At 51.6% G+C, this 26359-nt stretch carries 20 protein-coding genes; 9 read left to right on the top strand and 11 right to left on the bottom strand.

The genetic code is table 11. The features are described from left to right. Positions 1 to 66: 66 nt before the first annotated feature. Both HMPREF2572_RS10575 and HMPREF2572_RS10570 read left to right on the top strand, forming a co-directional pair. Positions 67 to 3045, top strand: coding sequence for a DUF3418 domain-containing protein (locus HMPREF2572_RS10575; protein WP_070498451.1), 2979 nt, complete (start codon positions 67 to 69; stop codon positions 3043 to 3045). A 243-nt stretch (positions 3046 to 3288) separates the two neighbouring features. Then, positions 3289 to 4131 carry a hypothetical protein gene (locus HMPREF2572_RS10570; protein WP_070498449.1) on the top strand — a complete coding sequence of 281 codons (843 nt, stop codon included), beginning with the start codon at positions 3289 to 3291 and terminating at the stop codon, positions 4129 to 4131. On the opposite strand, the gene HMPREF2572_RS10565 is transcribed toward HMPREF2572_RS10570, so the two are convergent. After that, positions 4116 to 5792: an HsdM family class I SAM-dependent methyltransferase gene (locus HMPREF2572_RS10565; protein ID WP_070498447.1), complete on the bottom strand. Its 1677-nt coding sequence runs from the start codon at positions 5790 to 5792 to the stop codon at positions 4116 to 4118. The two genes, HMPREF2572_RS10570 and HMPREF2572_RS10565, sit on opposite strands and share 16 nt — an antisense overlap. A gap of 370 nt (positions 5793 to 6162) precedes the next feature. Between HMPREF2572_RS10565 and HMPREF2572_RS13755 the strand changes: the two genes are divergently transcribed. From HMPREF2572_RS13755 to prfB, 3 genes are all read left to right on the top strand, one after another. Further along, on the top strand, positions 6163 to 7668 hold the full coding sequence (locus tag HMPREF2572_RS13755; RefSeq protein WP_083294230.1) for an SWIM zinc finger family protein: 1506 nt from the start codon (positions 6163 to 6165) through the stop codon (positions 7666 to 7668). 395 nt (positions 7669 to 8063) lie between these two features. After that, positions 8064 to 8732, top strand: a complete 669-nt coding sequence (locus HMPREF2572_RS10555) for an XAC2610-related protein (protein WP_070498445.1) — start codon at positions 8064 to 8066, stop codon at positions 8730 to 8732. 164 nt (positions 8733 to 8896) lie between these two features. Next, positions 8897 to 10000 (top strand): peptide chain release factor 2, encoded by a 1104-nt coding sequence (gene prfB / locus HMPREF2572_RS10550; protein ID WP_070498443.1) that lies wholly within the window; start codon positions 8897 to 8899, stop codon positions 9998 to 10000. 89 nt (positions 10001 to 10089) lie between these two features. Here prfB and HMPREF2572_RS10545 read toward each other — a convergent pair whose 3' ends face one another. Further along, positions 10090 to 10572, bottom strand: coding sequence for a TlpA disulfide reductase family protein (locus HMPREF2572_RS10545; protein ID WP_070498441.1), 483 nt, complete (start codon positions 10570 to 10572; stop codon positions 10090 to 10092). A 256-nt stretch (positions 10573 to 10828) separates the two neighbouring features. On the opposite strand from HMPREF2572_RS10545, the gene arsC reads away from it, so the two are divergent. Both arsC and HMPREF2572_RS10535 read left to right on the top strand, forming a co-directional pair. Further along, on the top strand, positions 10829 to 11188 hold the full coding sequence (arsC, locus tag HMPREF2572_RS10540) for an arsenate reductase (glutaredoxin) (RefSeq protein ID WP_070498439.1): 360 nt from the start codon (positions 10829 to 10831) through the stop codon (positions 11186 to 11188). A gap of 22 nt (positions 11189 to 11210) precedes the next feature. After that, entirely contained in the window at positions 11211 to 11864 is a 654-nt protein-coding gene (locus HMPREF2572_RS10535; RefSeq protein WP_070498437.1) for a YdcF family protein, read from the top strand. Between the two features lie 69 nt (positions 11865 to 11933). On the opposite strand, the gene HMPREF2572_RS10530 is transcribed toward HMPREF2572_RS10535, so the two are convergent. Continuing rightward, positions 11934 to 13028: an ABC transporter substrate-binding protein gene (locus HMPREF2572_RS10530; protein WP_070498435.1), complete on the bottom strand. Its 1095-nt coding sequence runs from the start codon at positions 13026 to 13028 to the stop codon at positions 11934 to 11936. Between the two features lie 159 nt (positions 13029 to 13187). Here HMPREF2572_RS10530 and gltX point away from each other — a divergent pair, with 159 nt between their 5' ends. Continuing rightward, complete coding sequence (gene gltX, locus HMPREF2572_RS10525; protein ID WP_070498433.1) at positions 13188 to 14582, top strand: glutamate--tRNA ligase; 1395 nt, start codon at positions 13188 to 13190, stop codon at positions 14580 to 14582. Between the two features lie 57 nt (positions 14583 to 14639). Here the strand turns inward: gltX and HMPREF2572_RS10520 are convergent, their stop codons facing one another. From HMPREF2572_RS10520 to HMPREF2572_RS10510, 3 genes are all read right to left on the bottom strand, one after another. Continuing rightward, entirely contained in the window at positions 14640 to 15590 is a 951-nt protein-coding gene (locus tag HMPREF2572_RS10520; protein WP_070498431.1) for a DUF2167 domain-containing protein, read from the bottom strand. A 328-nt stretch (positions 15591 to 15918) separates the two neighbouring features. Continuing rightward, positions 15919 to 18309 carry a DNA topoisomerase (ATP-hydrolyzing) subunit B gene (gene gyrB, locus HMPREF2572_RS10515; protein ID WP_070498429.1) on the bottom strand — a complete coding sequence of 797 codons (2391 nt, stop codon included), beginning with the start codon at positions 18307 to 18309 and terminating at the stop codon, positions 15919 to 15921. A 204-nt stretch (positions 18310 to 18513) separates the two neighbouring features. Further along, positions 18514 to 19092, bottom strand: a complete 579-nt coding sequence (locus HMPREF2572_RS10510; protein ID WP_070498427.1) for a UbiX family flavin prenyltransferase — start codon at positions 19090 to 19092, stop codon at positions 18514 to 18516. A gap of 159 nt (positions 19093 to 19251) precedes the next feature. Here HMPREF2572_RS10510 and HMPREF2572_RS10505 point away from each other — a divergent pair, with 159 nt between their 5' ends. After that, the gene (locus HMPREF2572_RS10505) at positions 19252 to 20109 is read left to right on the top strand and encodes a ParB/RepB/Spo0J family partition protein (RefSeq protein WP_003775951.1); all 858 of its coding nucleotides are present in this window, start codon (positions 19252 to 19254) and stop codon (positions 20107 to 20109) included. 332 nt (positions 20110 to 20441) lie between these two features. Here HMPREF2572_RS10505 and fabF read toward each other — a convergent pair whose 3' ends face one another. The 5 genes from fabF to HMPREF2572_RS10475 form a co-directional block, all read right to left on the bottom strand. Then, the gene (fabF, locus tag HMPREF2572_RS10500; protein WP_070498425.1) at positions 20442 to 21689 is read right to left on the bottom strand and encodes a beta-ketoacyl-ACP synthase II; all 1248 of its coding nucleotides are present in this window, start codon (positions 21687 to 21689) and stop codon (positions 20442 to 20444) included. 175 nt (positions 21690 to 21864) lie between these two features. Beyond that, positions 21865 to 22101, bottom strand: a complete 237-nt coding sequence (gene acpP, locus HMPREF2572_RS10495) for an acyl carrier protein (protein WP_003742600.1) — start codon at positions 22099 to 22101, stop codon at positions 21865 to 21867. Positions 22102 to 22337: 236 nt separating this feature from the next. Further along, positions 22338 to 22703 carry a cupin domain-containing protein gene (locus HMPREF2572_RS10490; protein ID WP_070498423.1) on the bottom strand — a complete coding sequence of 122 codons (366 nt, stop codon included), beginning with the start codon at positions 22701 to 22703 and terminating at the stop codon, positions 22338 to 22340. An 848-nt stretch (positions 22704 to 23551) separates the two neighbouring features. Then, positions 23552 to 25732 (bottom strand): TonB-dependent iron piracy receptor TdfF, encoded by a 2181-nt coding sequence (tdfF, locus tag HMPREF2572_RS10480; protein ID WP_070498419.1) that lies wholly within the window; start codon positions 25730 to 25732, stop codon positions 23552 to 23554. Positions 25733 to 25885: 153 nt separating this feature from the next. Further along, the gene (locus HMPREF2572_RS10475; RefSeq protein WP_039407021.1) at positions 25886 to 26209 is read right to left on the bottom strand and encodes a cupin domain-containing protein; all 324 of its coding nucleotides are present in this window, start codon (positions 26207 to 26209) and stop codon (positions 25886 to 25888) included. Positions 26210 to 26359: the final 150 nt, after the last annotated feature.

Here is a 26359-nt window from a genome sequence, read left to right as displayed (position 1 = left end):
GCGGCGCAAACCTACAAACAATATAAATTGAGACCACGTCGGACATGAACGCCCGACCTAAAAACTATGCAAAACACTAAAAATCAAGCACAAGGCTCGGACATTCATAACCGAAACAACCCGACAAACGATAAAACCGTTTCAGACGACCTTCAAAACGTTTCAGGCAATATCGTCGCCCCTCCCCGCTACCGCCTGACCAAACTCGGCGAACAAATGGCGCGCCTGCCCATCGACCCTAAAATCGCGCGCATTTTGTTGGCGGCGAAGAAACACGACTGCATGGCGGAAATATTGGTGATCGCGTCCGCGCTGTCGATTCAAGACCCGCGCGAGCGGCCGCTGGAAGCGCGCGATGCCGCCGCCAAGGCGCACGAGCGTTTTACCGACAAGCAGTCTGATTTCCTTGCCTACCTGAACATTTGGGACAGCTTCCAGCGCGAGCGCGACAAAGGCTTGTCCAACAAGCAGTTAGTGCAGTGGTGCCGCCAATATTTCCTGTCGCACCTGCGAATGCGTGAGTGGCGCGAGCTGCACCACCAGCTTGCCCAAACCGCAATCGAAATGGGTTTGACCACCAAAGAAGCCGCTTTCAGACGACCTCCCGAAGTCAAACAACTGACGTCGTCTGAAAACCAAGGCGACCAAGACTTATCCGCCAAACTCAAACAAAAACAACTGGATAAGAAACAACACCGCGCCCAAATCCGCGCCGCCAAAGAAGCGGGCTACGAACAAATCCACCGCGCCCTGCTCACCGGCCTCATCGCCAACGTCGGCATGAAATCGCCCGACGGCAACGACTACACCGGCGCGCGCGGCAGCCGCTTCCATCTTTTCCCTGCCTCCGCCCTGTTCAAAGCCAAACCCAAATGGGTGATGGCGGCAGAACTCGTTGAAACGACAAAACTTTATGCCCGCGACGTGGCCGCCATCCAACCCGAATGGATCGAACAGGAAGCGCCGCACCTCGTCCGCTACCACTATTTCGAGCCGCACTGGGAACAAAAACGCGGCGAAGTCATCGCCAGCGAACGGGTAACGCTCTACGGCCTGACCGTCTTGCCGCGCCGCCCCGTGTCCTACGGCAGAATCGCTCCCGAAGAAGCGCGCGAAATCTTTATCCGCAGCGCGCTAGTGGCGCAGGAATGCGATTTGAAAGCGGACTTTTTTGTCCACAACAAAAAGCTGATTAAGGAAATTACCGAACTCGAACACAAATCGCGCAAGCAAGACGTGCTGGTTGATGACGAAGCCCTATTCGCGTTTTATCACGAACGGCTGCCCGATTTTTATACGGCGGACGCGGTTTCAGACGACCTGCATACCGAAAGCAGCCTGCACTCAAAAAGGCTACCTGAAAATTCCCAGCAAACTACTCCCTCCCCCGTGGGGGAGGGCTGGGGAGAGGGCAAAACAGTTGCCGCCCAAACTAACTTTTCCGCAGCCACAGCAAGCCCTCTCCCACAGGAGAGGGAACAGAGTGCCGCAACCTCAACACTTTCAGACGACCCCAAACCCAAAAAGCAGCCTGCACCCCCAAAAGGTCGTCTGAAACCCCTACCCCTCGCCGACATCCGCACCTTCCAAGCCTGGCTCAAAACCGCCGAGCGCGACAACCCGCGCCTGCTGTTCCTCAGCCGCGACGACCTCATGCAGCACGCCGCCGCGCACATCACCGAAGAACAATTCCCCAAACACTGGCAAACCGCAGACGGCAAATTCAAACTCAGCTACCGCTTCGAGCCGCACCACCCGCTCGACGGCGTTACCCTCACCCTACCGCTCACCGTCCTCAACCGCATCAGCCCCGCCGCCCTCGAATGGCTCGTGCCCGGTATGATACGCGAAAAAATCCAGTTGCAAATCAAAGCACTGCCCAAACAAATCCGCCGAATCTGCGTACCCGTGCCCGAATTCATCACCCAATTTTTAAGCCAAAACCCCGACCGCAACGCCCCCATCCTGCCCCAACTCGCCCAAGCCATCGCCAAAACCGCAGGCGACATCCGCATACTCGAGCAAATCAACCAAGACGAATGGGCCGCATTCAGGCTGCCCGAACACTGCTATTTCAACCTCCGCATCATCGACGACGGCGGACAAGAATTAGCCATGGGGCGCGATTTAATCCAAATCCAACAACAACTTGGCAAAGCCGCCGCCACCACCTTCCGCGACAACACCCAAGAATTCGAGCGCGACAACGTTACCGCATGGGACATCGGCACCCTGCCCGAATCCATCAAATTCGCCCGCGGCAAACAACAGCTCACCGGCTACCTCGGCCTGCAAAAAGAAAAAGATGGCCGCATCGCCCTGCGCCTGTTCGACACATCTGCCGCCGCCGAACAAGCCCACAGATTAGGCGTGATCGAACTCATGAAACTACAACTAAAAGAACAAGTTAAAGACCTGAACAAAGGCATCCAAGGCTTCACCCAAGCCGCCATGCTGCTCAAACACATCAACGCCGACACCCTGCGCGACGACCTCACCCAAGCCGTCTGCGACCGCGCCTTTATCGGCGAAGACGAGCTGCCGCGCAACGAAAAAGCCTTCAAAGAACAAATCAAACGCGCCCGCAGCCGCCTGCCCGCCGTCAAAGAAGCCCTCAGCCGCCACTTGCAGGAAACCGCCGCCGCCTACGCCGAACTTAACAGCAAACTCGGCAAACACCCGCTCACCCACCTCATGCGCCAACGCCTGCAAACCCTGCTCGCCGCCGGCTTCGCCACCCGCACCCCGTGGGCACAATGGCCGCGCCTCCCCATCTACCTCAAAGCCATGACCCTGCGCCTCGAAAAATACAGCGGCAACCCCGCCCGCGACGCAGCCCGCGAAGCCGATATTCAAGAGCTGGAACAGATGTGGCAGGAAAAAACCGACGGCTTGGTGAAACAAGGACTACCCGTTTCAGACGACCTCGCCGCGTTTAAATGGATGATTGAAGAATTGAGAGTGTCGCTGTTTGCACAGGAATTGAAGACACCGTATCCGGTGTCGGTGAAGCGGTTGTTGAAGGTGTGGGAAGGGTTACTATAACTGTTTAATTTTTATTTTTCCCCTCAGTCATAAGAAATTCTTTTATATATGCTGTTATAAAATCCTTTATAGTTATTCCGTTCTTAGCACAATATGCCTTTAATTTTGAATGTATGTCAGGAGGGAGGTCAAAATTTACACGTTTGCTTTTTTCAGTATTCATGGTCAGTTTAATCATAAACTCAAATGAGTTTATGATTAAACCAGATTTTTTTTTTTTAATCTAGTTTGTTAGGAGATAAAATGGATCTTTTTGCAATAGCTACGTCAAATTTTACACACGCATTGCGTCAGGCTATCACTACTGCTTCTTACCAAGGTAAAAATTATGATAATGGAGTGAAAGCTAAGGAGGGACTAATCCGAAGCCAAAGATTGATACAATATTTTCACGATGGACTAAAACAAATGTTGTATGACGAAATATCCAATTATACTAATCTCTCCACCCTAAGCTGGCAAATTTATCCTCCATTAGGACAAACAAATCCCGAATTAAAAATCTACGGAGAGTTAAAAGGCAAAGATCAAGATATTGTTTTTCTAAATCAACCTTGCCAAACAGAATACATAGAATCACTGAAATCAGATGACAGCGTTGGATTTCAAGCTTCCAATAGCTCAATTATTGTAGGTGTCCGTAGCCAAATGAGTAGTATTAACAAAAATTTTGATACTCTAATGGAAAGAGCCATTGCTGAGGCTGTTAATCTTAATTTAAGACTTCCAAATGCTACTCTTGTTGAGTTGTATATAATTCCTCTCCAAGAAATTGATAACAATTCAGCACAAAAAAATAAATTTCAGACAGAAAAAAATAAAGTAAATATTGAAAAATTTATTAACCAATTTTACTCAACTACTAGTCATGATGGAATCATAAATAACTACATGATGGATGCGGCATGTCTCCTTATTCTAGACTTAAACAACCCAGGATATTATATTAAAAATAGCAATCAATTGAGCTCCCTCGGCTATCCAGCTGAAATTTGTAGCAAATTTGAATTAATTCAACCTGATGGTTTTTCTTCACGGATAATTGAATGCTATCTTCAAAACAATCCTCATTACAGCAATTCATAATGTTTATCAAAAAAGGTGCTAGATAAATATTTCATATTTATCACCTCCTCTTCTAAGGCTATTAATGATTCAGGAATTGTAAAATTTTCAATAAAATTTTTCTGATAGCATTGGTAGCCTCCTTCAATTTCAAAGGAGGTTAATTTTGCATATTTCCAAAAAAACTGACTATTTAATATTTTCTGAATAAAGCTGAGAGACACTCCTTTAGGCTTTAAAGCATAACCATTAGAGAACAAACTATCAGTTGTATCAAGCATAAACTGGGGAAAATTATTAAATGTTTTCGTTAATAATTTATCCTTTATTGACTTCATACTCTGGGTTCTACCCCATTCATACCATACACTACCTTTTTTAAAAGAACTCCTTAATTTCAATTCATTTTTCCATAACCTTAATGCTAAATAAGTCTGCGGATATATGTCTTGAAATTTTTCTTCAGTAAATGGTCTAAACTTATTTTCTTCAATCTCATATGGGAAAATAATACCTCTAGAATTATTTTCTATATCTACATCTGAATTTAATTCAGAAATTTTTATTAATGGCTTAATAACTCCTGACTCAATAATCAACTTTTGCCCAGAAGGGGATTGTGAAACCCATTGCCCATTTTCATTAAAAACTGTGAATGCCTTATCTTTTAATGTTGCAACTCCAACAAAAATATCACATAAATCGCCTAATCGGATACCAGAGGACTCCGTTTTTCGTAAAAAAAACAATTGCGATGGAGTCCCTAGCCTCCATTTTTCAGGATCTAAGACGTCGTTTTTCATTTCACAGAATATTGAGTCTTTCACATAATTAAAAGTTAACTGCTCCTCTTTTGACAAAAATAATAAACATGTATATGCACTTACATCTTCAAAAATATGATTACTTCCAAAAGTATTAATTTGATATAAATGTTTAGATATGTGATATCTAATTTTTTTTGCAGCTATTGATGTAAAAAAATTGTTTTGTGTAATTACTCCAACTAAACCATTTTGATTTAATCTATTTAGCATATGAAAAAGAAATAGAGGGGCAGTTCCCAATGCTCCTGAGAACACTTCTTTAAATTTAGTTTTTAAATATTCCCTTTCAGTTATTGTAATGTTTTGTAATTTAACATACGGGGGATTCGTAATAAATACATCGTACTTTTTATTATCTATAAAAAAATCCACTAAAGAGGCATTTAACCGAATATCAAATACATTAATATCATTTCTTTTTAAGAATAGATAGATGTTACTCATAGACAACAAAAGAGAAACTTCATCCTTATCAGAAATGTAAATATTATTATTAAAAATAAAATATAAATCAATGCCATACTTAGTTAACTCAAGAGCAACATCAATAGCAAAAGTTCCACTACCTGAGCAAGGATCACAAAAAGTCAAATCAATGATTTTTCTTTCTTGTTTTTTAAGCTTTTTAAAAATCGTATAAATAATTTCCTGTCGGATATTTTTAGGGGTATATGTAATTCCGAATTTAGTTTGTTTACTTTTCGGATGTAACCTATTGAAAATTCGAGCATCTAACTCAATCGTTCCATATTCTTCAAAAAAATTAAATGCTTCCTCAATACGCTCAAATGAATCTTTTTGAAATATTAATCCATTATGTGCTTGAACCCAATTTTTAAAATTATTAAATTCCATATAAACTCATTTACTCATTTACTCATTTAATTCTAACAAATCCTGTATTACCTTGTAAACCATTTTTACTTAAATAGCACACTTTATACTGTAGATCATAGCCTGCATCCAACCACATATATGCTTCTCGGCACACACCACCTACAAATCACGCAAAACCAAAACTTAGATTCCGTGTGTAGGTTGTATGCAGTACGCACGCAGTCTTTCTAAGACTACTTTCCTTCCCAGCCAAACCAAAGGTCGTCTGAAACCCATTTTCAGACGACCTTTTGCCCCTTCGCCAAACAAGAATTCCCGCCACCCTCTCCCCAAACGTCTCCCGAACCAGTAAACTCCCCATATTTCAACAACTTCTTGGAAACCAACCATGTCCCGTATCCATCCGCTCCACCTGTTCCCGCCCCACATCGCCGAACGCGGTCTGCTGTATTTTCAGCAGGGCAAGGTTCGCGATGTCCAAAAAACTTCCGCCGGGCGTTATCGGGCGGAGGTGTGCGGTTCGGAAAACTATTCGGTATGGCTGAAGCTGGATAGTGATTTGTACATTAAGGACGGGGGCTGCGATTGTCCTTATGGCTGGGCGTGCAAGCATATGGCGGCGTTGTGGTATGCGGTGCGCGCTCAAACGCCAGACGGGCAGCCTGACGAATCTGACGCGCAACAGTCTAAAAAGGGCGGCAATCCGTATCGGCAGCAGCTCTCCAAAATCTTTTCCCGAACCCGATATTATGATTACTACGAAGCCGCCGATTTGGGCTTCAGGCTGCAAAACTGGTTGGAAGATGTGGCGCAGGAGGGGACGGAGGCGTTACAGCAGGCTTTGCCTCTGTTGATACCGCGTTTGCAGGATGCTTTTGAAAAGGCGGACGATTCGGACGGTATGTTGGGCGATGCTATGTATATGGCAATCGACCTGCTGGAAGAGGCGGTCATGGAAAACGTCCCGAAGCGTTTGATTAATTTTTTGGACAAATGTTTGGACGACAGCCGCTATTTTGATTTCTCCGAGGCAGGCAATAAAATCTACCAAATCCGCGCCCGAATCTGGCGGCTGCGCGGCGAATGGCAGGCGTGGCAAGATTATGTGGCTAAACGTTTGGCTGTTACCAAGTCGGGTTGGGAACATGAATTTTGGGCACTCGAAGGCTGGCAGGTTTTGCAGGCGAAAGGCGATACTGCTGCCGCGCAGGATTATTTCAGACGACATCTGCACCTGCCGCAATTCAGACAAATCGCGGTAGAACAAGCTGTCGGTCAACAAGACTGGGCAGAAGCGGAACGCCTCTTGCGTGAAGGCATCAAGATTGCCAAAGCTGAGGGAACCCCCGGCACAGCGCACAAATGGAAGCTGCAATTGTTTGATGTATTGAAGGAAACCGGTAAAAATGTACGCGAAATCGCAGCGGATTTGGCGTTTTCCACCAGCCTTTCATTGCCGCATTATGAAGCGTGGAAAGCCACGTTTTCCGCCGCTGAATGGCCAAATGAATTCAACCGCCTGCTTGCACGCTTGTCGGGTCAATATTCGCTGCAAGCTGAAATATTCGAGCATGAACAGGAATTTGACCGGCTGCTCGCCCTATTGCAGCAACACCTTTCGTTGTACATGATGGAACGTTTTGCCCCGTCTTTCCCCGAACCGTATCACGACCGAATCGTAGCTTGTTACCTGAAAATCTTTGCGGCTGAAATCGACGAAGCAAGCAACCGTAAGCAATACCGCCAGCTCTTGAACCAATTAAAAGTCCTCCGTCGCCAATATTCCGCACAACGGCAGGCGATGGAAGACTTCGCCGACGAAATCAGGGAACGATATAGCGAAAAACCGCGCCGGCCAGCGCTGTTGGAAGAATTGGATCGGGCGGGGTTTTAGGGTGCGGGCTGCCGAATTGGGCAACGCCGCACATCACACACCAGCAAATCACGCAAACTTGGAATCCGTGTGCAGCCTTTCTAAACTACTCCCTTCTCAACCAAACCAAAGGTCGTCTGAAACTCATTTTCAGACGACCTTCACATACCATGTGCAATACTTCCGAATAAGCTACGCCGCCAATCGTGCCATCATACGCACGAAGCTTTCCCGCCTATCCGCACACCTTTCCTGCTTTCAGACGACCTTTTGTCATTTTGTAAAGCAAGGATAAGAAAATTATGAAAGAATACCTGTTTGGCTTAATTGCCCTTGCTGCCTGATATGAAGAGGGTTACTCTTCTGCATAAATTTGATTTGATTACCCGGTCGGGGTTAAACGTAAAGGAACTATGATGAAAAAATACCTTATGCTATTTGCTCTTTTCGCTGCTGCTGGCGCTCAGGCAAAAGAATTTTTCCGTGTGACTGATTTGCCCGACGGCTGGCAGGCGCATATTTCTGTCGAGGGCTGCAAAGACAATCATTGCAGCGGCAAAGGCGCAGTGTTTTTGTATCACCCTAAGAAGGAAACCACAAATGTTTTTAAGAGTGACGACCTGATATTTGAACGCGGCGAAGGCAGCAAAATCTCTGCGGCAAAAAGCCCTTTGATTATGAAAGACTTCACCTTTGACGGACGCAAGGATATTGCCGTTGCAACCGGCAATAAAGGCCCTAAAAACTCTCCTACATACGACATCTACGAGCAAGGCGAGTATGGTGATTTTAGCCAAAGTTATTCACTGACTGAATTGACCAAGAATTACATGGGGATGTTCCGCGTCGACAACAAACAAAAAGCCCTGATTGTGACGAATGAAGTCGACTGCTGCACCCGCATCGAAGAACGCTACCGTTACAACCACGATGAGTATAGTCTGGTGCCGTTCTACTCCCGTTCAGTCGATACCTCCGACGAGGACAAATTCGTGGTAACTGAAACCCGAACCGACCGTCGTGGCAACGAGAAAACCACTACCCGAACCTACACGCCCGCACAATGGCAGCGTCTGAATAAATAATCCGGTCAGACCGGATATGAATCCGCCACATGGCTGGCGGATGGTGCGAACGCAAAGGTCGTCTGAAAACTTGAGATTCAGGTTTTCAGACGACCTTTATCATAGAAAAAAGCCCGCAAATCCCTTACAATACGCCCCTAAAATTTTGAAAGCACACAAGAATCATGGAAGCCGAAGTAATCAACCAGCTCAACAACACCCTGAACGATTTGGAAAAGCGCAGCGAAGACATCCGCGTCTATATGGACTATCAGGGCAAGAAAGACCGATTGGAAGAAGTCATCGGCCTTTCCGAAGACCCTGAGCTGTGGAACGACCCGAAACGCGCCCAAGAAATCGGCAAAGAGCGCAAAATCCTCGAAGGCATCGTGTTGACGCTCGACAACATTGCGACGGGCATCGAAGATAACCGAATGTTGATTGAAATGGCTGTTGAAGAAAACGACGAAGAAGGTTTCGCCGCCGTGCAGGAAGACGTGGCAGGACTGGAAAAACAGATGGCGGATTTGGAATTCAAGCGGATGTTCAACCAACCCGCCGACCCGAACAACTGTTTTATCGACATCACCGCAGGCGCGGGCGGTACGGAAGCGGAAGACTGGGCGGGCATGCTGTTCCGCATGTACAGCCGCTACGCCGAGCGCAAAGGCTTCAAAATCGAAATCCTTGAAGAAGACGACGGCGAAATCGCAGGCATCAACCGCGCCACCATCCGTCTGGAAGGCGAATACGCCTATGGCCTCTTGCGCACCGAAACCGGCGTTCACCGCCTGGTGCGCTACTCGCCGTTTGACTCGAACAACAAACGCCACACCTCGTTTGCCTCTGTGTTCGTCTATCCCGAAATTGACGATTCCATCGAAATCGAAATCAACCCCGCCGATTTGCGTATCGACACCTATCGCGCATCGGGTGCGGGCGGTCAGCACATCAACAAAACCGACTCCGCCGTGCGTATTACACACGAACCGACGGGGATTGTGGTGCAGTGTCAAAACGACCGTTCGCAACACGCCAACAAAGCCGCCGCGATGGAAATGTTGAAATCCAAACTGTATGAATTGGAAATGCGCAAACGCAACGAAGAGAAACAGGCGTTGGAAGAAGGCAAGTCCGATGTGGGTTGGGGCAGCCAAATCCGTTCGTACGTTTTGGACTCCTCTCGCATCAAAGACTTGCGCACGGGCTACGAAGTCGGCAACACCAAAGCCGTATTGGACGGCGATTTGGACGGCTTCATCGAAGCCAGCCTGAAACAGGGCGTGTAAACCTCAAAATATGAAAAGGTCGTCTGAAAACCAAGATTCATGGTTTTCAGACGACCTTTTTTATTTCCTGAATTCGGTTTCAGTCCGAATTATTTACATTTTTCTTTAGCCGCATTGACGGCGGCGGTCAGGCTTTTTTCGTTGACTTCGCCGGTGATGGTTTGTTTGTGGCCGCATTTCGGGGCTTCGACAACAGTGAACGGCAATACGCCGACGTTGTTGCCGTAAGACTTCATGAAATTGCGGCTGTCCGCGCCGGTATAACGCCAAACATGATAGCTGACGGGGGTTTGTTTCAGGAATTTGCCGATGTTGTCGGAAGTATCCAACGCAATACCGACCATATCGACGCTGCCTTTTTTCTGCGCTTTATACCAAGCGGACATGGCGGGCATTTCCTTACGGCACGGCCCGCACCAAGTCGCCCACAGGTTCACCACGCGCACGGGGGCTTTGAGCGATTGCAGGCTTTGCGGCTTGTTGTCGTTCCAGCCTGCCAGCGGGTCGGCGGGAAACGCAGGGGCAGACAGGGCGGCAGTCATCAAAACAGAGGCAAGCAATAATTTTTTCATAAGTTCCATCCTTTGCATCAATCAGATGATGGCATTGTAACCCCTTTCAGCGTGCTGTCTATGGAGAAAATGAAGATGTTGGATTTTAGCGGTAAAAAATGACGATTATTGGGTGATAAGTTGAGGAAATCTCCAATGCAGCCGATAATATAGTGGATTAACTTTAAACCAGTACGGCGTTGCCTCGCCTTGTCCTGATTTAAAGTTAATCCACTATAAAGCCCATCAGCAAAATCTATAAACATCGGAGAACTCTATGTCGTCTGAATTCACGCTCTACCATAATCCGCGTTGCAGCAAATCGCGCGCCGCTTTCGACCTGCTCGAAGCGCGCGGCATCAAAGCCGAAGTCGTCAAATACCTCGACACTCCGCCGGATTTGGCGACACTGCAAGACATCTTTGCCAAGCTGGACTTGGAATCCGTGCGCGGCATGATGCGCGTCAAAGACGACTTATACAAAGAACTCGGTTTGGACAAGCCCGACCTCGACAACCAAGCCCTGCTCGAAGCCATCGCCGCCCACCCTGCCCTGCTCGAACGCCCCATCCTGACCACACAGGACAAAGCCGCCATCGGCAGACCGCTCGAAAACATCGAAGCCCTGTTGGACTGAAGCGCGGGAAGGCCGTCCCTACATGATTTCCCTGTTCCGCAGCCGCAACGGCTTGCGCTACTACCTCTTTCGCGGCATAGGCCTGAGTATCCTGCTGGTACTCGGCATATTCGGCGAGGGCGCATGGCAGGTGTACCACACCGGCTCGCAGCCCCTGCCCGGTCATGTCCGCGCCGATGCCGCCCTCGTGCTCGGCGCCGCCGCGTGGGACAAACGGCCTTCGCCCATCTTCCGCGAACGCATCAACCACGCCATCACCCTCTACCAAAGCCACCGCGTCGAAAAAATCGTTTTTACCGGCGGAACACCCAAAAAAGGCTACATGACCGAAGCCGAAGTCGGTCGGCGCTACGCCCTCAAACAAGGCATACCCGCGCACAACATCCTCTTTGAAAACACCTCGCGCAACACCTACGAAAACATCCGCAACATCCGCCCGATACTGCGCGCCGAGGGCATCGGAAGCATCATCATCGTCAGCGACCCCTACCACCTCGCCCGCGCCCTCGAAATCGCCTCCGACCTCGACATCGAAGCCTACATCTCCGCCACGCCGACCACGCGGTTCGACCAAAGCAAGGAAAAAAACAAATTCCTGCTTCAAGAAAGCTACGCACTCTTCCTCTACCGCATCGGCAAATGGAGCGATGCGGTTTGGAATTGGATAAGCAGTTGAGCCTTGGGCAAGCCATACAAAAGGCCGTCTGAATCTTCAGACGGCCTGAGCCTATGATTTTTGCAGCCGCTATTTCAATCGGATGTAAAACGTACCGTCCGGCACGACGGGCAGGTATTTGCGGTAGAAGTCCAGATAGGTCTTGTTTGGGTCTATGTCGGCAAACTGCTGCGGATACAGGGTTTTGGCGATAAATTGCGCGCTGGCCAAATCGGTGAGCGAGCGGGAGGCGGTGTGGTAGATGCCGTAAACGCGTTTGTTTTTGACGGCAGGAATGTCCGCCCAGCCTTTGCGTTTGACAAATCCGGCCAGGCGGCGTTGCGCATCGGCCTGGCTGATGCCTATGCCCATCGCCATAATGCCAGGCTTGTCTTTATGGCCGTTTTCCGTCCCCGAAATGACGATGACGTCGGGTTTGGCCGTCAGGAATTTTTCAGGGTTTATCGGTCCCCAGTTTTTAACGTAAGGCGCGGCGATATTGTTGCCGCCTACTGTGTCGGCAATCGCGCCCCACATATCTTTGCCGAAGGTGTAGCTGTATTCGGACGGGCCTTTATCGCCGAACTCGATATAGATTTTCGGTTTGGACTGCTTGGCGCGCGCGACGCGTTTTTGGATATCGGCAATGCCTCGGGCGTATTCGGCGGCAATTTTTTGGGCGCGCGCCTGCGTACCGTTGAGTTCGCCGAAAATTTCCGCACTGCGCGTGTGCCGCGCGACGGTTTCGGCGTTGAAATCGACCACGACGACGGGTATGCCTGCCGCTTTAATGCGCGGCAGGTGGGTGGCGACGGCCTTATACTGCCAGTCGGCCAGAATCAATACGTCCGGCTTGAGCGCGAGCGTTTTCTCCAGTGAAAACGTGCCGGTGTTGATGTTGCCGATGTCCGCAATGTTTTGCAGCGTAGGCAGCTTCTGTTTGAACATCGCCCAGCTGCCGGGATTGAATTTCTCCCAAAACTCACGCGAAATGCCGATGACGTTTTTAAATTTGTCCGCGCCCGTTACCGCGATATAGTCGGGATAGTAAAACGCCAAAACCGCGCGTTTAACAGGGACATCGACTTTGACTTCGCGTCCCAATACGTCTTTGATAGTTTTGATTTCGGCTTGGGCAAAAAGGGGCAGGAGGGCGAGGGCGACAAATAAAGCGCGTTTGTTCATGAGCGGATACTTTCAAAGAAATGATTATCATTTGTCTTGTTTTCAGGAGAAAAGTTCCCAGACGGTCCTTCTGCGCCGACATTATTTTCAGACGGCCTTACATTGTTTAAACCTTGCCGAAAAAGTAAAATACCTGTTTTCAAAGACTTTGGAGCCATCATGACCGTCAAAACCCGTTTCGCCCCCAGCCCCACCGGCTACCTGCACATCGGCGGCGTGCGCACCGCCTTGTTTTCATGGGCGTTTGCCCGCCATCACAAAGGCAAGTTCCTATTGCGTATCGAAGACACCGACTTGGCGCGTTCCACCGCCGAATCCGTCAACATCATCCTTGACGGCATGAAATGGGTCGGTCTCGATTACGACAACGCCGACAACGTCGTGTACCAAACCCGCCGTTTCGACCGCTATAAAGAAGTCATCGCCGAACTCTTGGAAAAAGGCGCCGCCTACTACTGCTATTGCAGCAAAGAAGAGCTGGAGGCCATGCGCGAGAAAGCCGAAAAAGAAGGCACGGCGACTTACGACCGCCGCTGGCGCCCCGAAGCAGGCAAAACCCTGCCCGAAATCCCTGCCGACGTTCAACCCGTCGTCCGTTTCAAAACGCCTTTAGACGGCGTTACCAAGTGGACGGATTTGGTCAAAGGCGAAATCTCCATTCCCAACGAAGCACTCGACGACCTGATTATCGCCCGCGCCGACGGCACGCCGACCTACAACTTCTGCGTCGTGGTGGACGACTACGACATGGGCGTTACCCACGTTATCCGCGGCGACGACCATGTGAACAATACCCCGAAACAAATCAATATCTTAAAAGCCATCGGCGCGAACCTGCCCGAATACGGCCACCTGCCCATGATTCTCAACGAACAAGGCAAAAAAATCTCCAAACGCAGCGGCGATACCGTCGCCATCACCGATTTCGGCGCGATGGGCATCCTGCCCGAAGCCATGCTCAACTATCTGGCGCGTTTGGGCTGGGCACACGGCGACGACGAGTTCTTTACGATGGAACAATTCATCGAATGGTTTGATTTGAAAGACGTTTCCCCGTCTCCAAGCCGCATGGACTTGAAAAAGCTCTACTGGATTAACGGCGAACACATCAAAATCACGCCCAACGAAAAACTCGCCGAACTTGTTAAACCCCGCCTTGCCCTGCGTGACATTTATGACACGGCAAAACCCGCGTTGGAAGACGTGTTGGCACTGGTCAAAGACCGCGCCCAAGACCTGAACACGCTCGCCGACGAGTGCCTCTACTTCTATGTCAAACAAACACCTGCCGAAGCGGACGTACAGAAACATTGGGACGACGAAGCCGCCGCCCGTATGCTGCGCTTCGCCGAACGCCTCGAAGGGCTGGAAGACTGGAACGCCGAAGCCATCCACGACCTGTTCAAACCCTTCTGCGACGAAGAAGGCATCAAAATGGGCAAACTCGGCATGCCCCTGCGCCTCGCCGTCTGCGGCACGGCGAAAACGCCCAGCGTCGATGCCGTGTTGGCATTAATCGGCAAGGAAGAAGTGTTGAAACGGATACGTTCTTAAAACGTTGAAAAGGTCGTCTGAAAATTTTCAGACGACCTTTTTTAGTTTCGCAGAAACTTATTCTTCGCTTTGATTTTTATCTTTTTTGCGCCATAAGCCTTTAAACAGCGCGCCAGCCCCAATCACGCCGACAGCAATCAATTTGCCGAATTTGGCGAGCAATGCGCCTGCAAGAGCCAGCAAGCCCAGTTTTTTCGCAGCCAATCCGCCGACTAAGGCAGCCAATCCGTATTCCGCCACTTTGTCGGTCGCGGCATTGAAATCGCTGTAACGCTTGCCTTCGTTGAATTCGATATTGCCCAATAATTCCCGTGCGATAGGTTTGTATTGGTCTACGCTGTTCAAATCGGTGACCATAGTCAGTTCGATAAAACCTTCGCGGCCGAGCTGGTAAGTGTTGTAGTTGATGGCAGGATTTTGGTCGGGTTTGTTTTTCTCCCAAACGTCAATCGACCAAATCAGGCGATGGGTAGCCGCATCATATTGCGGTTTTTCCACCCAGCCGCGCGTTTCCAATTCAGGCAGGTTGCGGGCGGCACGTTCTTTGTTTTGCTCCTCAGAACCTTCTTTCAGCTGCTTGAGCATGCCTTCGACATCCCATTCTTTGGCATCATCGTCTTTGATGTAACCGGAATCATTGAAATTCAAATCGACCCACCAAGGGGCTGCGCTGTCTTTATTTTTTTGCTCCGGAATAATCAGCCCGTAGCGGTCGGGATTTGTGCCATTACCCCATTCTTCCATCAAGCTGTTGGCGGCATCTTTTTTAATAAAGACCATTTTGGCGGGCAATTTCAACTTTGCCTGATTATCCAAATCGATGACTGCCGGGCCGACGACCATCTGTTTGGCAATCTCTTCCTCTGAAGCAGTTGAAGCGTTTTTCGAATTTGGCGCAGATGCCTCGACGGCAGAAGCAGTATCCGGTTTGGCGGCATACGCAGGTAAGGTTTGAATAGATAACAAGGCTGCCAAAACAGCGCAGGCAAGACGGTTGCTTTTCATTATAGGTTTCCATACAAAATGGGTTAAAAAATGCGGACAGCCGAGACACTATACGCTCCGGCATGACCAAAGGAGGAGGTTTGCAATAATCAAACCCATGTTTGCATATTAATATGCCTATGGTTTGAAAAAAATGCAGATAAATTTTCCGATTGGCAGCAATTTGCTACCCAAAGGTATAGGCAGCGTTTTCGTCGGCTTACCGGACTGACTGGACGAATATTTCGAGCATTTTCGCAGTATCACGCCGCAACGTTCCCGCCAATCAAAAAGGTCGTCTGAAAACCGGAAATTCCCATTTTCAGACGACCTTTTCATGTTTCAGCTCCTATCAAGCGTCAATGTTTTGCGCAATCAGGGCGTTGTTTTCGATGAAGGCGCGGCGCGGTTCGACTTCGTCGCCCATCAGGGTAACGAATACTTCGTCGGCGGCGATGGCGTCTTCGATGCGCACTTTCAACAGACGGCGTACTGCGGGATCCATCGTGGTTTCCCAGAGCTGTTCGGGGTTCATCTCGCCCAAACCTTTGTATCGCTGGATGGACATGCCTTTTTGGGCGTTTTGGAGCAGGATGTTCAGCGCGGTTTCAAAGCTGTCCACATCGTACTCGTTCTCGCCTTTGTAGAGCTTGGCGCCCTCGCCGACTAAGCCTTTAAGCGCAGCGGCGGTTTGAGTGAGGGTTTGGTAGGCTTTGCTGTTGAGGAACTTGGGTTCGATGTAGCTGACCATGACGTTGCCGTGCAGCTTGCGGGTGATTTTGATGAAGCGGTTGCCTTCGTGCCCTTCGATGCGTTCGAGGGCGACTTCTTTTTCGTCGAGCAGACCGGAAAGTTCGGCAACGGCTTTATCGGCGTTTTCAGACGACGTCAAATCGATGGGCGACGCGTGCAGCATGGCGCGTAGGACGAGTTCGTCCACGAAGCGGCTTTCCTGTTCGATGACGGTTTTCGCCAACAGGAATTGTTTGGCGGTGTCGGCAAGTTCTGCGCCTTCGATGGTGCGGCCGTCTGAAACGATTTTGGCTTTTTCCAAGGCAAGACCGAGCAGCCATTGGTCTTTTTCAAGTTCGTCTTTGAGGTAACGCTCTTGCTTGCCGTATTTGGCTTTGTAGAGCGGCGGCTGGGCGATGTAGATGTAGCCGCGTTCGACCAGTTCGGGCATTTGGCGGTAGAAGAAGGTCAGGAGCAGGGTGCGGATGTGCGCGCCGTCCACGTCGGCATCGGTCATGATGATGATGCGGTGGTAACGCAGTTTTTCGGGGTTGAACTCTTCTTTGCCGATGCCTGCGCCCAGCGCGGTAATCAGGGTGGCGACCTCTTGGCTGGCAAGCATTTTTTCAAAACGGGCTTTTTCAACGTTCAGGATTTTGCCTTTGAGCGGCAAAATGGCTTGGAATTTGCGGTCGCGGCCTTGTTTGGCAGAACCGCCTGCAGAATCGCCCTCGACCAGATAAAGTTCTGACAAGGCAGGGTCTTTTTCTTGGCAGTCGGCGAGTTTGCCGGGCAGTCCCAAGCCGTCCATCACGCCTTTGCGGCGGGTGATTTCGCGGGCTTTGCGGGCGGCTTCGCGCGCGCGGGCGGCATCGACGATTTTGCTGGTGATGATTTTGGCTTCGTTCGGATTTTCTTCAAGGAAGTCGGTCAAGGCTTGGTTAATGACTTCGTTGACGACGGGGCCGATTTCGCTGGAAACCAGTTTGTCTTTGGTTTGCGACGAGAATTTGGGGTCGGGCAGTTTGACGGACAACACGCAGGTCAAACCTTCGCGCATATCGTCGCCTGCGGTTTCAACTTTGGCTTTTTTGGCGACTTCGTTGGCTTCGATGTAGCTGTTGATGGTGCGCGTCATCACTTGGCGCAATGCAGTCAAGTGCGTACCGCCGTCGCGCTGCGGGATGTTGTTGGTGAAGCACTGCACGCTTTCCTGATAGCTGTCGTTCCACTGCATTGCGCACTCGACGCTCATGCCGTCTTTCTCGCCGAACGCGTAGAAGATTTTTTCGTGCAACGGCGTTTTTTTGCGGTTCATGTATTGCACGAACCCAGCCACGCCGCCGGAAAGGGCGAAGCTTTCGTGTTTGCCGTCGCGTTCGTCGGTCAATTCGATGTCCACGCCGTTGTTCAGGAAGGAAAGTTCGCGGATGCGTTTGGCGAGGATGTCGAAGCTGTATTCGACGTTGCCAAAGGTTTCCGCGCTGGCGAGGAAGCGCACAGTCGTGCCTTTTTTATCGGAATCGCCGACCACTCTTAACGGCTCTTCGGTTTCGCCGCGCACGAAGCGGACGAAGTGTTCTTTGCCGTCGCGGTAGATGGTCAGCGTTACCCAGTCGGACAGCGCGTTGACGACGGACACGCCCACGCCGTGCAGACCGCCGGAGATTTTGTAGCTGTTGTTGTCGAACTTGCCGCCCGCGTGCAATACGGTCATGATGACTTCGGCGGCAGAGCGTCCTTCTTTCGGGTGGATGCCGGTGGGCATGCCGCGCCCGTTGTCGGCCACACTGACGGAATTGTCGGCATGGATGGTTACGGTGATTTTGTCGCAATGGCCGGCGAGGGCTTCGTCGATGGCATTGTCCAATACTTCGAACACCATGTGGTGCAGGCCGCTACCGTCCTGCGTGTCGCCGATATACATACCGGGGCGTTTGCGTACCGCTTCCAAGCCTTCCAGCACTTGTATGCTGTCGGCGCCGTATTCTTCGTGTTTTTGGTCAGTCATGGTCTTTATCTGTAAGATTTTTTTAAAAGAATTTCTGCTGAGGTCGTCTGAACGACAGTTGGGCGCGCCACCCAGACGGTCAAGCTGTCCGACGGACGGAAATAGACCGCCATTATACCTGATTCTGCTGGAAAATTCAGCAGCTTAGCACGTTTGCAGCGAGCTTTCGGGGCGGCAAAGTTCCGTTATCAAACTGCATCGTCTTCAGTCTGCTTCGGTTTGTCCGCCGTTCCATCTGGGCACGCCTTCGGTTTCGATGCCGAACATATCCAAAGCATGTGCCACGCTGTGGGTAATGATGTCGTCAACGGTTTGCGGCTGCTGATACATGGCGGGGATGGGCGGGAAAATAATGCCGCCCATTTCGGTCACTCGGCGCATGTTTTCAATATGGGCAAGGTTTAACGGCGCTTCACGCACCATCAGCACCAACCGCCGGCGTTCTTTCAAAACCACATCGGCAGCGCGGGTCAAAAGATTGTCGCCGAATCCGTGTGCGACGGATGCCAGCGTCCGCATGGAGCAAGGCGCAATCAACATCCCGTCCGTTTTAAACGAGCCGCTGGCAATGCGTTCGCCGACGTGGTTGACGGAATACACGACATCGGCGAGCGCATAGACTTCTTCTTTTGTGTAGCCCGTTTCCAAAGCGCGTGTCATTTCCGCACCTTTGGAAACCACCAAATGCGTTTCGACGTCGTGTGCGCGCAAAAGCTGTAAGGCTTTGACTCCATATTGGAAACCGCTGGCACCGCTGATGCCGATAATCAGGCGTCGGGTCATAAATAATCTTTCTGTGGGTCGTCTGAAAAATAACCGAGGGGGTTCATTATAGTAAAAATCGCCACTTGGAATAACACAGCAATACAAATTGTCGGCGCTTGTGAATATCCGATAGAATACTGTTTTTTCATTCTTAGGGTCGTCTGAAAGGGACACGATATGGCAAAAGCAAAAGGCGGTTTGGGCCGCGGTTTAGATTCCCTGATTTCCAACGGCGTGGACAACAGCAGCAGCGACCGCCTGACTACCGTCGCCATCAACGACATCCAACCCGGCCGCTATCAGGCGCGGGTACAGATGGACGACGAAGCCTTGCAGGAGCTGGCGGATTCGATTAAAGCGCAAGGCGTTATCCAACCGGTTATCGTGCGCGAACACGGCCTTTCCCAATACGAACTGATTGCCGGCGAACGCCGCTGGCGCGCATCCCAGCTCGCCGGGCTGACCGAAATTCCGGTCGTCATCAAAACCATCAGCGACGAAACCGCGCTGGCAATGGGTTTGATTGAAAACCTGCAACGCGAAAACTTAAACCCGATTGAAGAAGCGCAAGGTTTGAAACGCCTTGCCGACGAATTCGGGCTGACTCACGAAACCATCGCCAAGGCGGTCGGCAAAAGCCGCAGCGCCATTTCCAACAGCCTGCGCCTGTTGAGCCTGCCCGAGCCTGTCCAAGAAATGCTCTACCACCGCCATCTTGAGATGGGACACGCCCGCGCCCTGCTGACCCTGCCTGTGGTCGAGCAGCTCGAATTGGCGCAAAAGGCTGTGAAAAACGGTTGGTCGGTACGCGAAGTCGAACGCCGCAGCCAAGCCGCCCATCAGGCAAAACAGGAAATCAAAAAAACCATCAGCCCCGACATACGTCGTCTGAACGACGTATTGACCGAAAGACTGGGCGTTAACGCGGAAGTCAAAACCACCAATCACAAAAAAGGCAAAATCGTCCTCCACTTCGATACGCCGGAAACATTCGAATATCTGTTGAAACAGTTGGGTATCGATTATCAGGCGTAAGACGAAAATCAGATATCGATAAAAGCCTTTTCAACCACCTTTCAAGCCGGATTTTGCATGATGCGAAATTCGGCTTTTTCAATGTAGACCAACGTTTAACATGTTATAGTGGATTAAATTTAAATCAGGACAAGGCGACGAAGCCGCAGATAGTACAGATAGTACGGAACCGATTCACTTGGTGCTTTAAGCACCTTAGAGAATCGTTCTCTTTGAGCTAAGGCGAGGCAACGCCGTACTGGTTTAAAGTTAATCCACTATAAAAAAGGTCGTCTGAAAACCCTTGTTTCAGGTTTTCAGACGACCTTTTGTCTTGTTTCAAACCGCTTTAATCAGTCATTGAACCGTTTGAACACCAGCGTACCGTTGGTACCGCCGAAGCCGAAGGAATTGGAGATGGCAACGTCGATTTTCGCGTCGCGCGCTTCGTTGGCGCAGTAGTCCAAATCACAGCCCGCTTCTATGTCTTGTTCGAAGATGTTGATGGTCGGCGGGGATTTTTGCTCGTGTACCGCCAACACGCTGTACAACGCTTCCACGCCGCCTGCCGCACCGAGTAAGTGGCCGGTCATAGATTTGGTGGAGTTGACGATAACTTTGCGTGCATGGTCGCCCAGCGCGCGTTTGAGCGCTTTGGTTTCGTTGGCATCGCCCAGCGGGGTGGACGTGCCGTGTGCGTTGACGTAATCGACGTCTTCGGGATTCAGTCCGGCATCTTTCAGCGCGCGGGTAACCGCCAACGCAGGGCCTTCTTCGTTCGGCGCGGTGATGTGGTAGGCATCGGAACTCATGCCGAAGCCGACGATTTCGGCGTAGATTTTCGCACCGCGTTTTTTGGCGTGTTCCAATTCTTCCAACACCAGCACGCCCGCGCCTTCGCCGATAACGAAACCGTCGCGGCCTTTGTCCCACGGACGGGAAGCTGTGGCGGGATCGTCGTTGCGGGTGGAAAGGGCTTTCATGGCAGCGAAGCCGCCGACGCCCAAAGTGCTGATCGCGCCTTCGGCACCGCCTGCAATCATCACGTCGGCGTCGCCGTATTTAATCAGTCGGGCGGAGTCGCCGATGGAGTGTGCGCCGGTGGTACAGGCGGAAACCATGCCGTAGCTGGGGCCGCGGTAGCCTTTGAGGATGGTAACGTGACCCGCAATCAGGTTAATCAGCGAACCGGGAATGAAGAAAGGATTGATTTTGCGCGCGCCGCCTTCGATAACGGCTTTACCGGTGGCTTCGATGCTGGGCAGACCGCCGATACCGGAACCGATATTCACGCCGACACGGTCTTTGTCGAGGCTTTCCAATGCGTCCAAACCGGCATCGTCAATGGCTTGCAGCGCGGCGGCGATGCCGTAGTGGATGAACACGTCCATGCGGCGGGCTTCTTTCGCGCTGATGTATTGACCGATGTCGAAGTCGCGCACTTCGCCGGCGATTTGGCTGTTGATGTCGGATGCGTCAAAGCGGGTAATCCGGCCGATGCCGCTTTTGCCTGCGAGCAGGTTGCTCCATGCGGTGGCGACGTCGTTGCCGACCGGTGATACTTGGCCGAGGCCTGTGATGACTACTCTTCTCTGACTCATGATAATCTCGCTGTTGGTTTTCGGTGGGATGCGGCAAGATGCCGTCTGAAAATGATAATAGCGGTTCGGAATCGGATTCCGGGCGGCTATTATAACGGATTTTGCCCCATATATATAAGGTAACAGCCTCTATTGCGCTAACGCAGCAGAGGCTGGGAATGTTTGGTGCGGCCGATTAGCCGTTGTGGGCGTTGATGTAGTCGATAGCCAGTTGTACGGTAGTGATTTTTTCGGCTTCTTCATCGGGGATTTCGCAACCGAAAGCTTCTTCCAAAGCCATAACCAATTCTACGGTGTCCAAAGAATCTGCACCCAGGTCGTCTTGGAAGGAAGATTCGTTTTTGACTTCGGCTTCGTTTACGCCCAGTTGTTCAGCAACAATTTTCTTAACTTGTTGTTCGATGTTTGACATATCAGTCGTTCCTTTTGCCTTGCGGCGGGTTGTTTAAGAGAAATAAATTCGTCGGTATTGTACCGAGTTCGGATAGAGTTTTCCATCTAAGTCTGCATTCTAACACAGATTATTCTGGAAAAACCTGTTGTTGTGCATATTAGCATAGCCTGATTTTAACCTACAAGCGGGAATTTGTTTTTGTTTGTCGTCAGACGGTTAGTATTTTTTGCCACCCACCCCGGCTTTTACGGATGTCATTTTCCGTTCCGACCGTTCTCTGCGTCCTTCACCAGCACAATCACCAATTCGCTGTCGTCGGTTATTTTGATGGCGACATATTCGCTGCCGTCCGCCTTCAGGACGCTGCCCGGCCGCAATTCCTGCCTTTTGCCGCCGTCAAACAAAAATACCGAGCTGCCTTTAGTTTGGGTAACCAGCAAGGTGTGGCCGGGGTGGTTGTGGCGGGGGATTTCCTTGCCTTTGGGCAGGGTTTCGCGGATGACGGTGTAGTTGGCGCCTTCAAAGACTTTGCCCGTGCCTTGGGCGGTTTCGGCGGCGGGCGCGGCTGCGGCGGAGAGACCGAGGAGGACGGCGAAAAGTTGGGTTTTGATGTTTTTCATGATGGTTTTCCTTTGGTTGCAGACAAAATTTATGGCGGACTAAAATCGCAATGATACGGCGTTGCCAACGCCCTTATGTACTCTAGCTGTACACAGCGGGCGTTGCTGTCTTGTCTCATTTTTATTTTAATCCACTATATGTTTCGGTCGGTTTGGGTCGTCTGAAAGCGGAATATGGCCGCGTCATTTGTTTTCGTAACCGGTTTGATTAGACTCCGTATGGCGGTTTTCGTTTCGTTCTGAATGCAAGCCTGTGGCTTACTGCCCTCTCCCTAACCCTCTCCCACGGGGAGAAGGGACGGGTTGCCGCAGCCTCGCTGTTTGCCGCATAAGCTCGAGTGCGGACTGCCATCGGTCTGAATCTTTGATTCTGCCGATCGATGCGTGTGCCTGTGGTGCTTCAAAAGGTCGTCTGAAAACGGAGCTTCAACGAAGTGAAAATTTGCCTGAACCCTAAAAGCGGCCTGCAACCCAGTCCCCTCTCCCCGTGGGAGAGGGCTAGGGAGAGGGCGGCAAACCAAAGGTTTGCTTGGGCGGTATTTTCAACGTGCAGGCTGCTTTTCGATTTTTTGCAGCTTCGGTTTTAGCTTCGCAGAAACTCTACTTCCTTCAGAAGCTCCGTTTTCAGACGACCTTTCAGTTTCCAGTGCACAGGCTTTGTGAAAGCGTTATCGGCTTTGATGCAAGCCTACGGCTTACTGCCCTCTCCCACGGGGAGAGGGGATTGGGTTGCAGGCTGCCTTTAAGGTTCAGGCAATTTTTAACTCTTGTTGAAGCTGTACTTTCAGAAGCTGCATTCTAGCTTCGCAGAAACTCGACTTCCTTCGGAAACTCCGTTTCAGACGACCCTATTTAAACCGATAGGTAAACGCCGCGTTCACTGTCCGCAGTGCGCCGTAACTGTGGCGGTCAGGCTGGGTGCGGTAGTGTTTGTTGAACAGGTTGTCCACGTTCAGCGACAGTTCGGCGCGCGGATTGAAGCGGTAACGCGCCATGATGTCGGCGACGGCGTAGGCTTTTTGGCGGCTGTTGGCGGCGGCGCGGGCTTTGGCGGCGGGATTGGGGATGCGGAGCGTGGCAGGGTCGGTGTGGGTTTCGCTCTGCCAGCGCACGCCTGCGCCTATGGTCCAGCCGCTGGGGGCTTCGGGGGCGAAGTGGTAGGCGGTGAAGAGTTTGAAGCTGCGTTCGGGCACGCTGTCGGGGTTCAGGCGGCTGCCGTCTTGGTCGCGGGTTTTGCTTTGGCTGTAGCCTGCCTGTATCTGCCATTCGGGCGTGATGCGGCCGCCGACTTCGATTTCCCAGCCGTGGGTTTTGGCTTGGTTGGCGGCGCGGTAGTAGGTGTTGCCGCTCGGGTCGCGTCCTGCTGCGGTGGCGAGGTTGTTTTTACGGGCGCGGTACACGGCGGCGGATGCGTTCAGACGGCCTTCAAGCCATTCGCCTTTGATGCCGGCTTCCAGATTGTTGCCGGTTACGGGTTTCAGGTAGCTGCCGTGTTCGTCTTTTTGCGATTGTGGGACGAACAGGCTGCTGTACGAGCCGTAAAGCGACAGGTTGTCGGTCAGGTCGAACACGATGCCTGTGTAGGGGGTGAAACGGTTGGCGCGGATGGTGGGCGTGCCGCCGGTGTGGCTGTCGTAGCTGCCGCCGGTGCGGTAACGGGTGTATCGTCCGCCCAAAATCAGCGAAAGCTTGTCGGCGGCGCGGAAACGGGTGGCGAGATAGCCGCCGATTTGCCGTCTGGTGCCGTATTGCGGGATGGTTTGGGCAAACGATGATGGCTGCGGGTAAGCACCCGTGCGGGAAAATTCGTAGGCGTTGGGGATGGCGTTGGGAATGATGCTGCGTTCGCCGTATTTGTTGCTGGCGTATTTGTAGCCGTTGATACCCGCGATTAAATCGTGTTCGCGGCCAAACAGGCGGTATTTGCCGGTCAATGACACGCTGGCGCTGTGGGTGCGCGGGTCGGCGTGCCAATAGCCGGGAATCAGGTCGGTGGCGGCGGTGCTGTGGTCGATGGAAAGCACGCCTGCCACGCCGTAGGGCTGGCGGAAGCGGCTGCGGTTGTAGTCGTATTCGGCTTTGAGTTTCCAGTCTTGGTTGAAGCGGTGTTCGATGCCGGCGAAGAGGTTGAGCGCACGGTGGCGGCTGTTCGACCAATTTGTGGCGGGGTTGTCTTTCGGACCGAAGGCGGTGGCATAACCTTGGCTGTCGTACACGGCGTAGCTGAGCGGCGCATCGGCGGTTTCTTTCGCCTTCTGGTAGTCCATGCCTGCGTGGACGCGGGTTTGCGGTGCGATGTCGTATTCCAAAATGCCGTAGAGTTCGGCATCGCGGCTGCGTTCGCGCTGCCGCCACGAGTCGCCGCGTCCGAAGGTGGAAACCAGGCGGCCGCGCAGCGTGCCTTCGGCGTTCAGGCTGCCCGATACGTCCGCGCCCAGCCCGAAATGTTTGCGGTTGCCCGCTTCGGCGCGGACTTCAAACAAGGGATTGCGGGTCGGGCGTTTGCGTACCAGATTGACGGTGGCGGAAGGCTCGCCCGTGCCGTCCAGCAGCCCTGCCACGCCGCGCACGACTTCCACGCGTTCATAGGCGGCGGTGTTGGCATTGCCCGTATCGGCCAGCGCGTCGGCAACGGGGATGCCGTTGATTTGGTAGTTGGCGATGCGGCTGCCGCGCGCGAACAGGTAGTTGTAGCCCGCGCGGTCGGAGCCGTAAATCTGGCGGCTGGTGCCGGTCGCCTGCAACAGGGCGCGGTCGAGCGTTTTGATGTTTTGGTCGCGCATTTGTTGCGATGTGATGACGCTGACGCTCTGCGGGATTTCGCGCAGGGTCATGGGCAGTCCGAGCGGGGTGTGCGTGCCGGAAACGGTGTAGCCGTCGTTGGAACTCGCGGTGCGGTCGGCGGTAACGGTGATGGTGGGCAATTCGGTGCTTTCCTGCGGTTTGGGGTCGTCTGAAACAGAAACATCGGCCTGCGCGTACACGGGCAGCAGGGCGGCAAACAGCAGGGAGTATTTGAAGCGTGTCATGGGATTTCCTTTGCGTGTTGGTGTGCGGTGGGGTTGTGCTTTCGACATATTGATTGAAGGTGCAGGCTGCTTTTAGCTTCGCAGAAACTCGACTTCCTTCGGAAACTTCGTTTTAGCTTCGCAGAAACTCAGCTTCCTTCGGAAACTTCGTTTTCAGGCGGCCTCGGACGGGTCGGGCAGCTCAATCAGCACCACCGAGCAGCCGTTTTCCGAACGCGGGCGGTGCGAAACCGACTTCGGCACGACCGCCATCTCGCCTTCGCGTATCGTCATGCTGCCGCCGTCGGCGAAGTCCACCGCCATGTCGCCCTCCACGGCAAACAGCACTTTGTCGCTGTATCCGTGCGTATGCCAGCCGTAATCGCCCAAAAGTTTGACCAGGCGGAATTGGAATCCGTGGCGGTTGATGATTTCGGGCTGCCAGTATTCTTTGATGGCGGCAAGGTGTTGTTTCAGGTTGATGGTTTCGTTTTGCATGGGGTTCTCCTATGGGTTAGGTGGTTTGCGATGCGGTTTGTCGTTTTGACTTCGTTGCAGGCTGCTTTCAGTGGGCGGGGTTGTAACGGAAGTGTTATCGGCTTTGATGTAAGCCTGCGGCTTACTGCCCTCTCCCTAACCCTCTCCCAC

The sequence above is a fragment of the Neisseria sp. HMSC064E01 genome (assembly GCF_001808875.1).
Lineage (GTDB): Bacteria > Pseudomonadota > Gammaproteobacteria > Burkholderiales > Neisseriaceae > Neisseria > Neisseria sicca_A.
The sequence above is the reverse complement of the archived record's forward strand: the minus strand, read 5'-3'. Positions and strand labels throughout refer to the sequence as shown.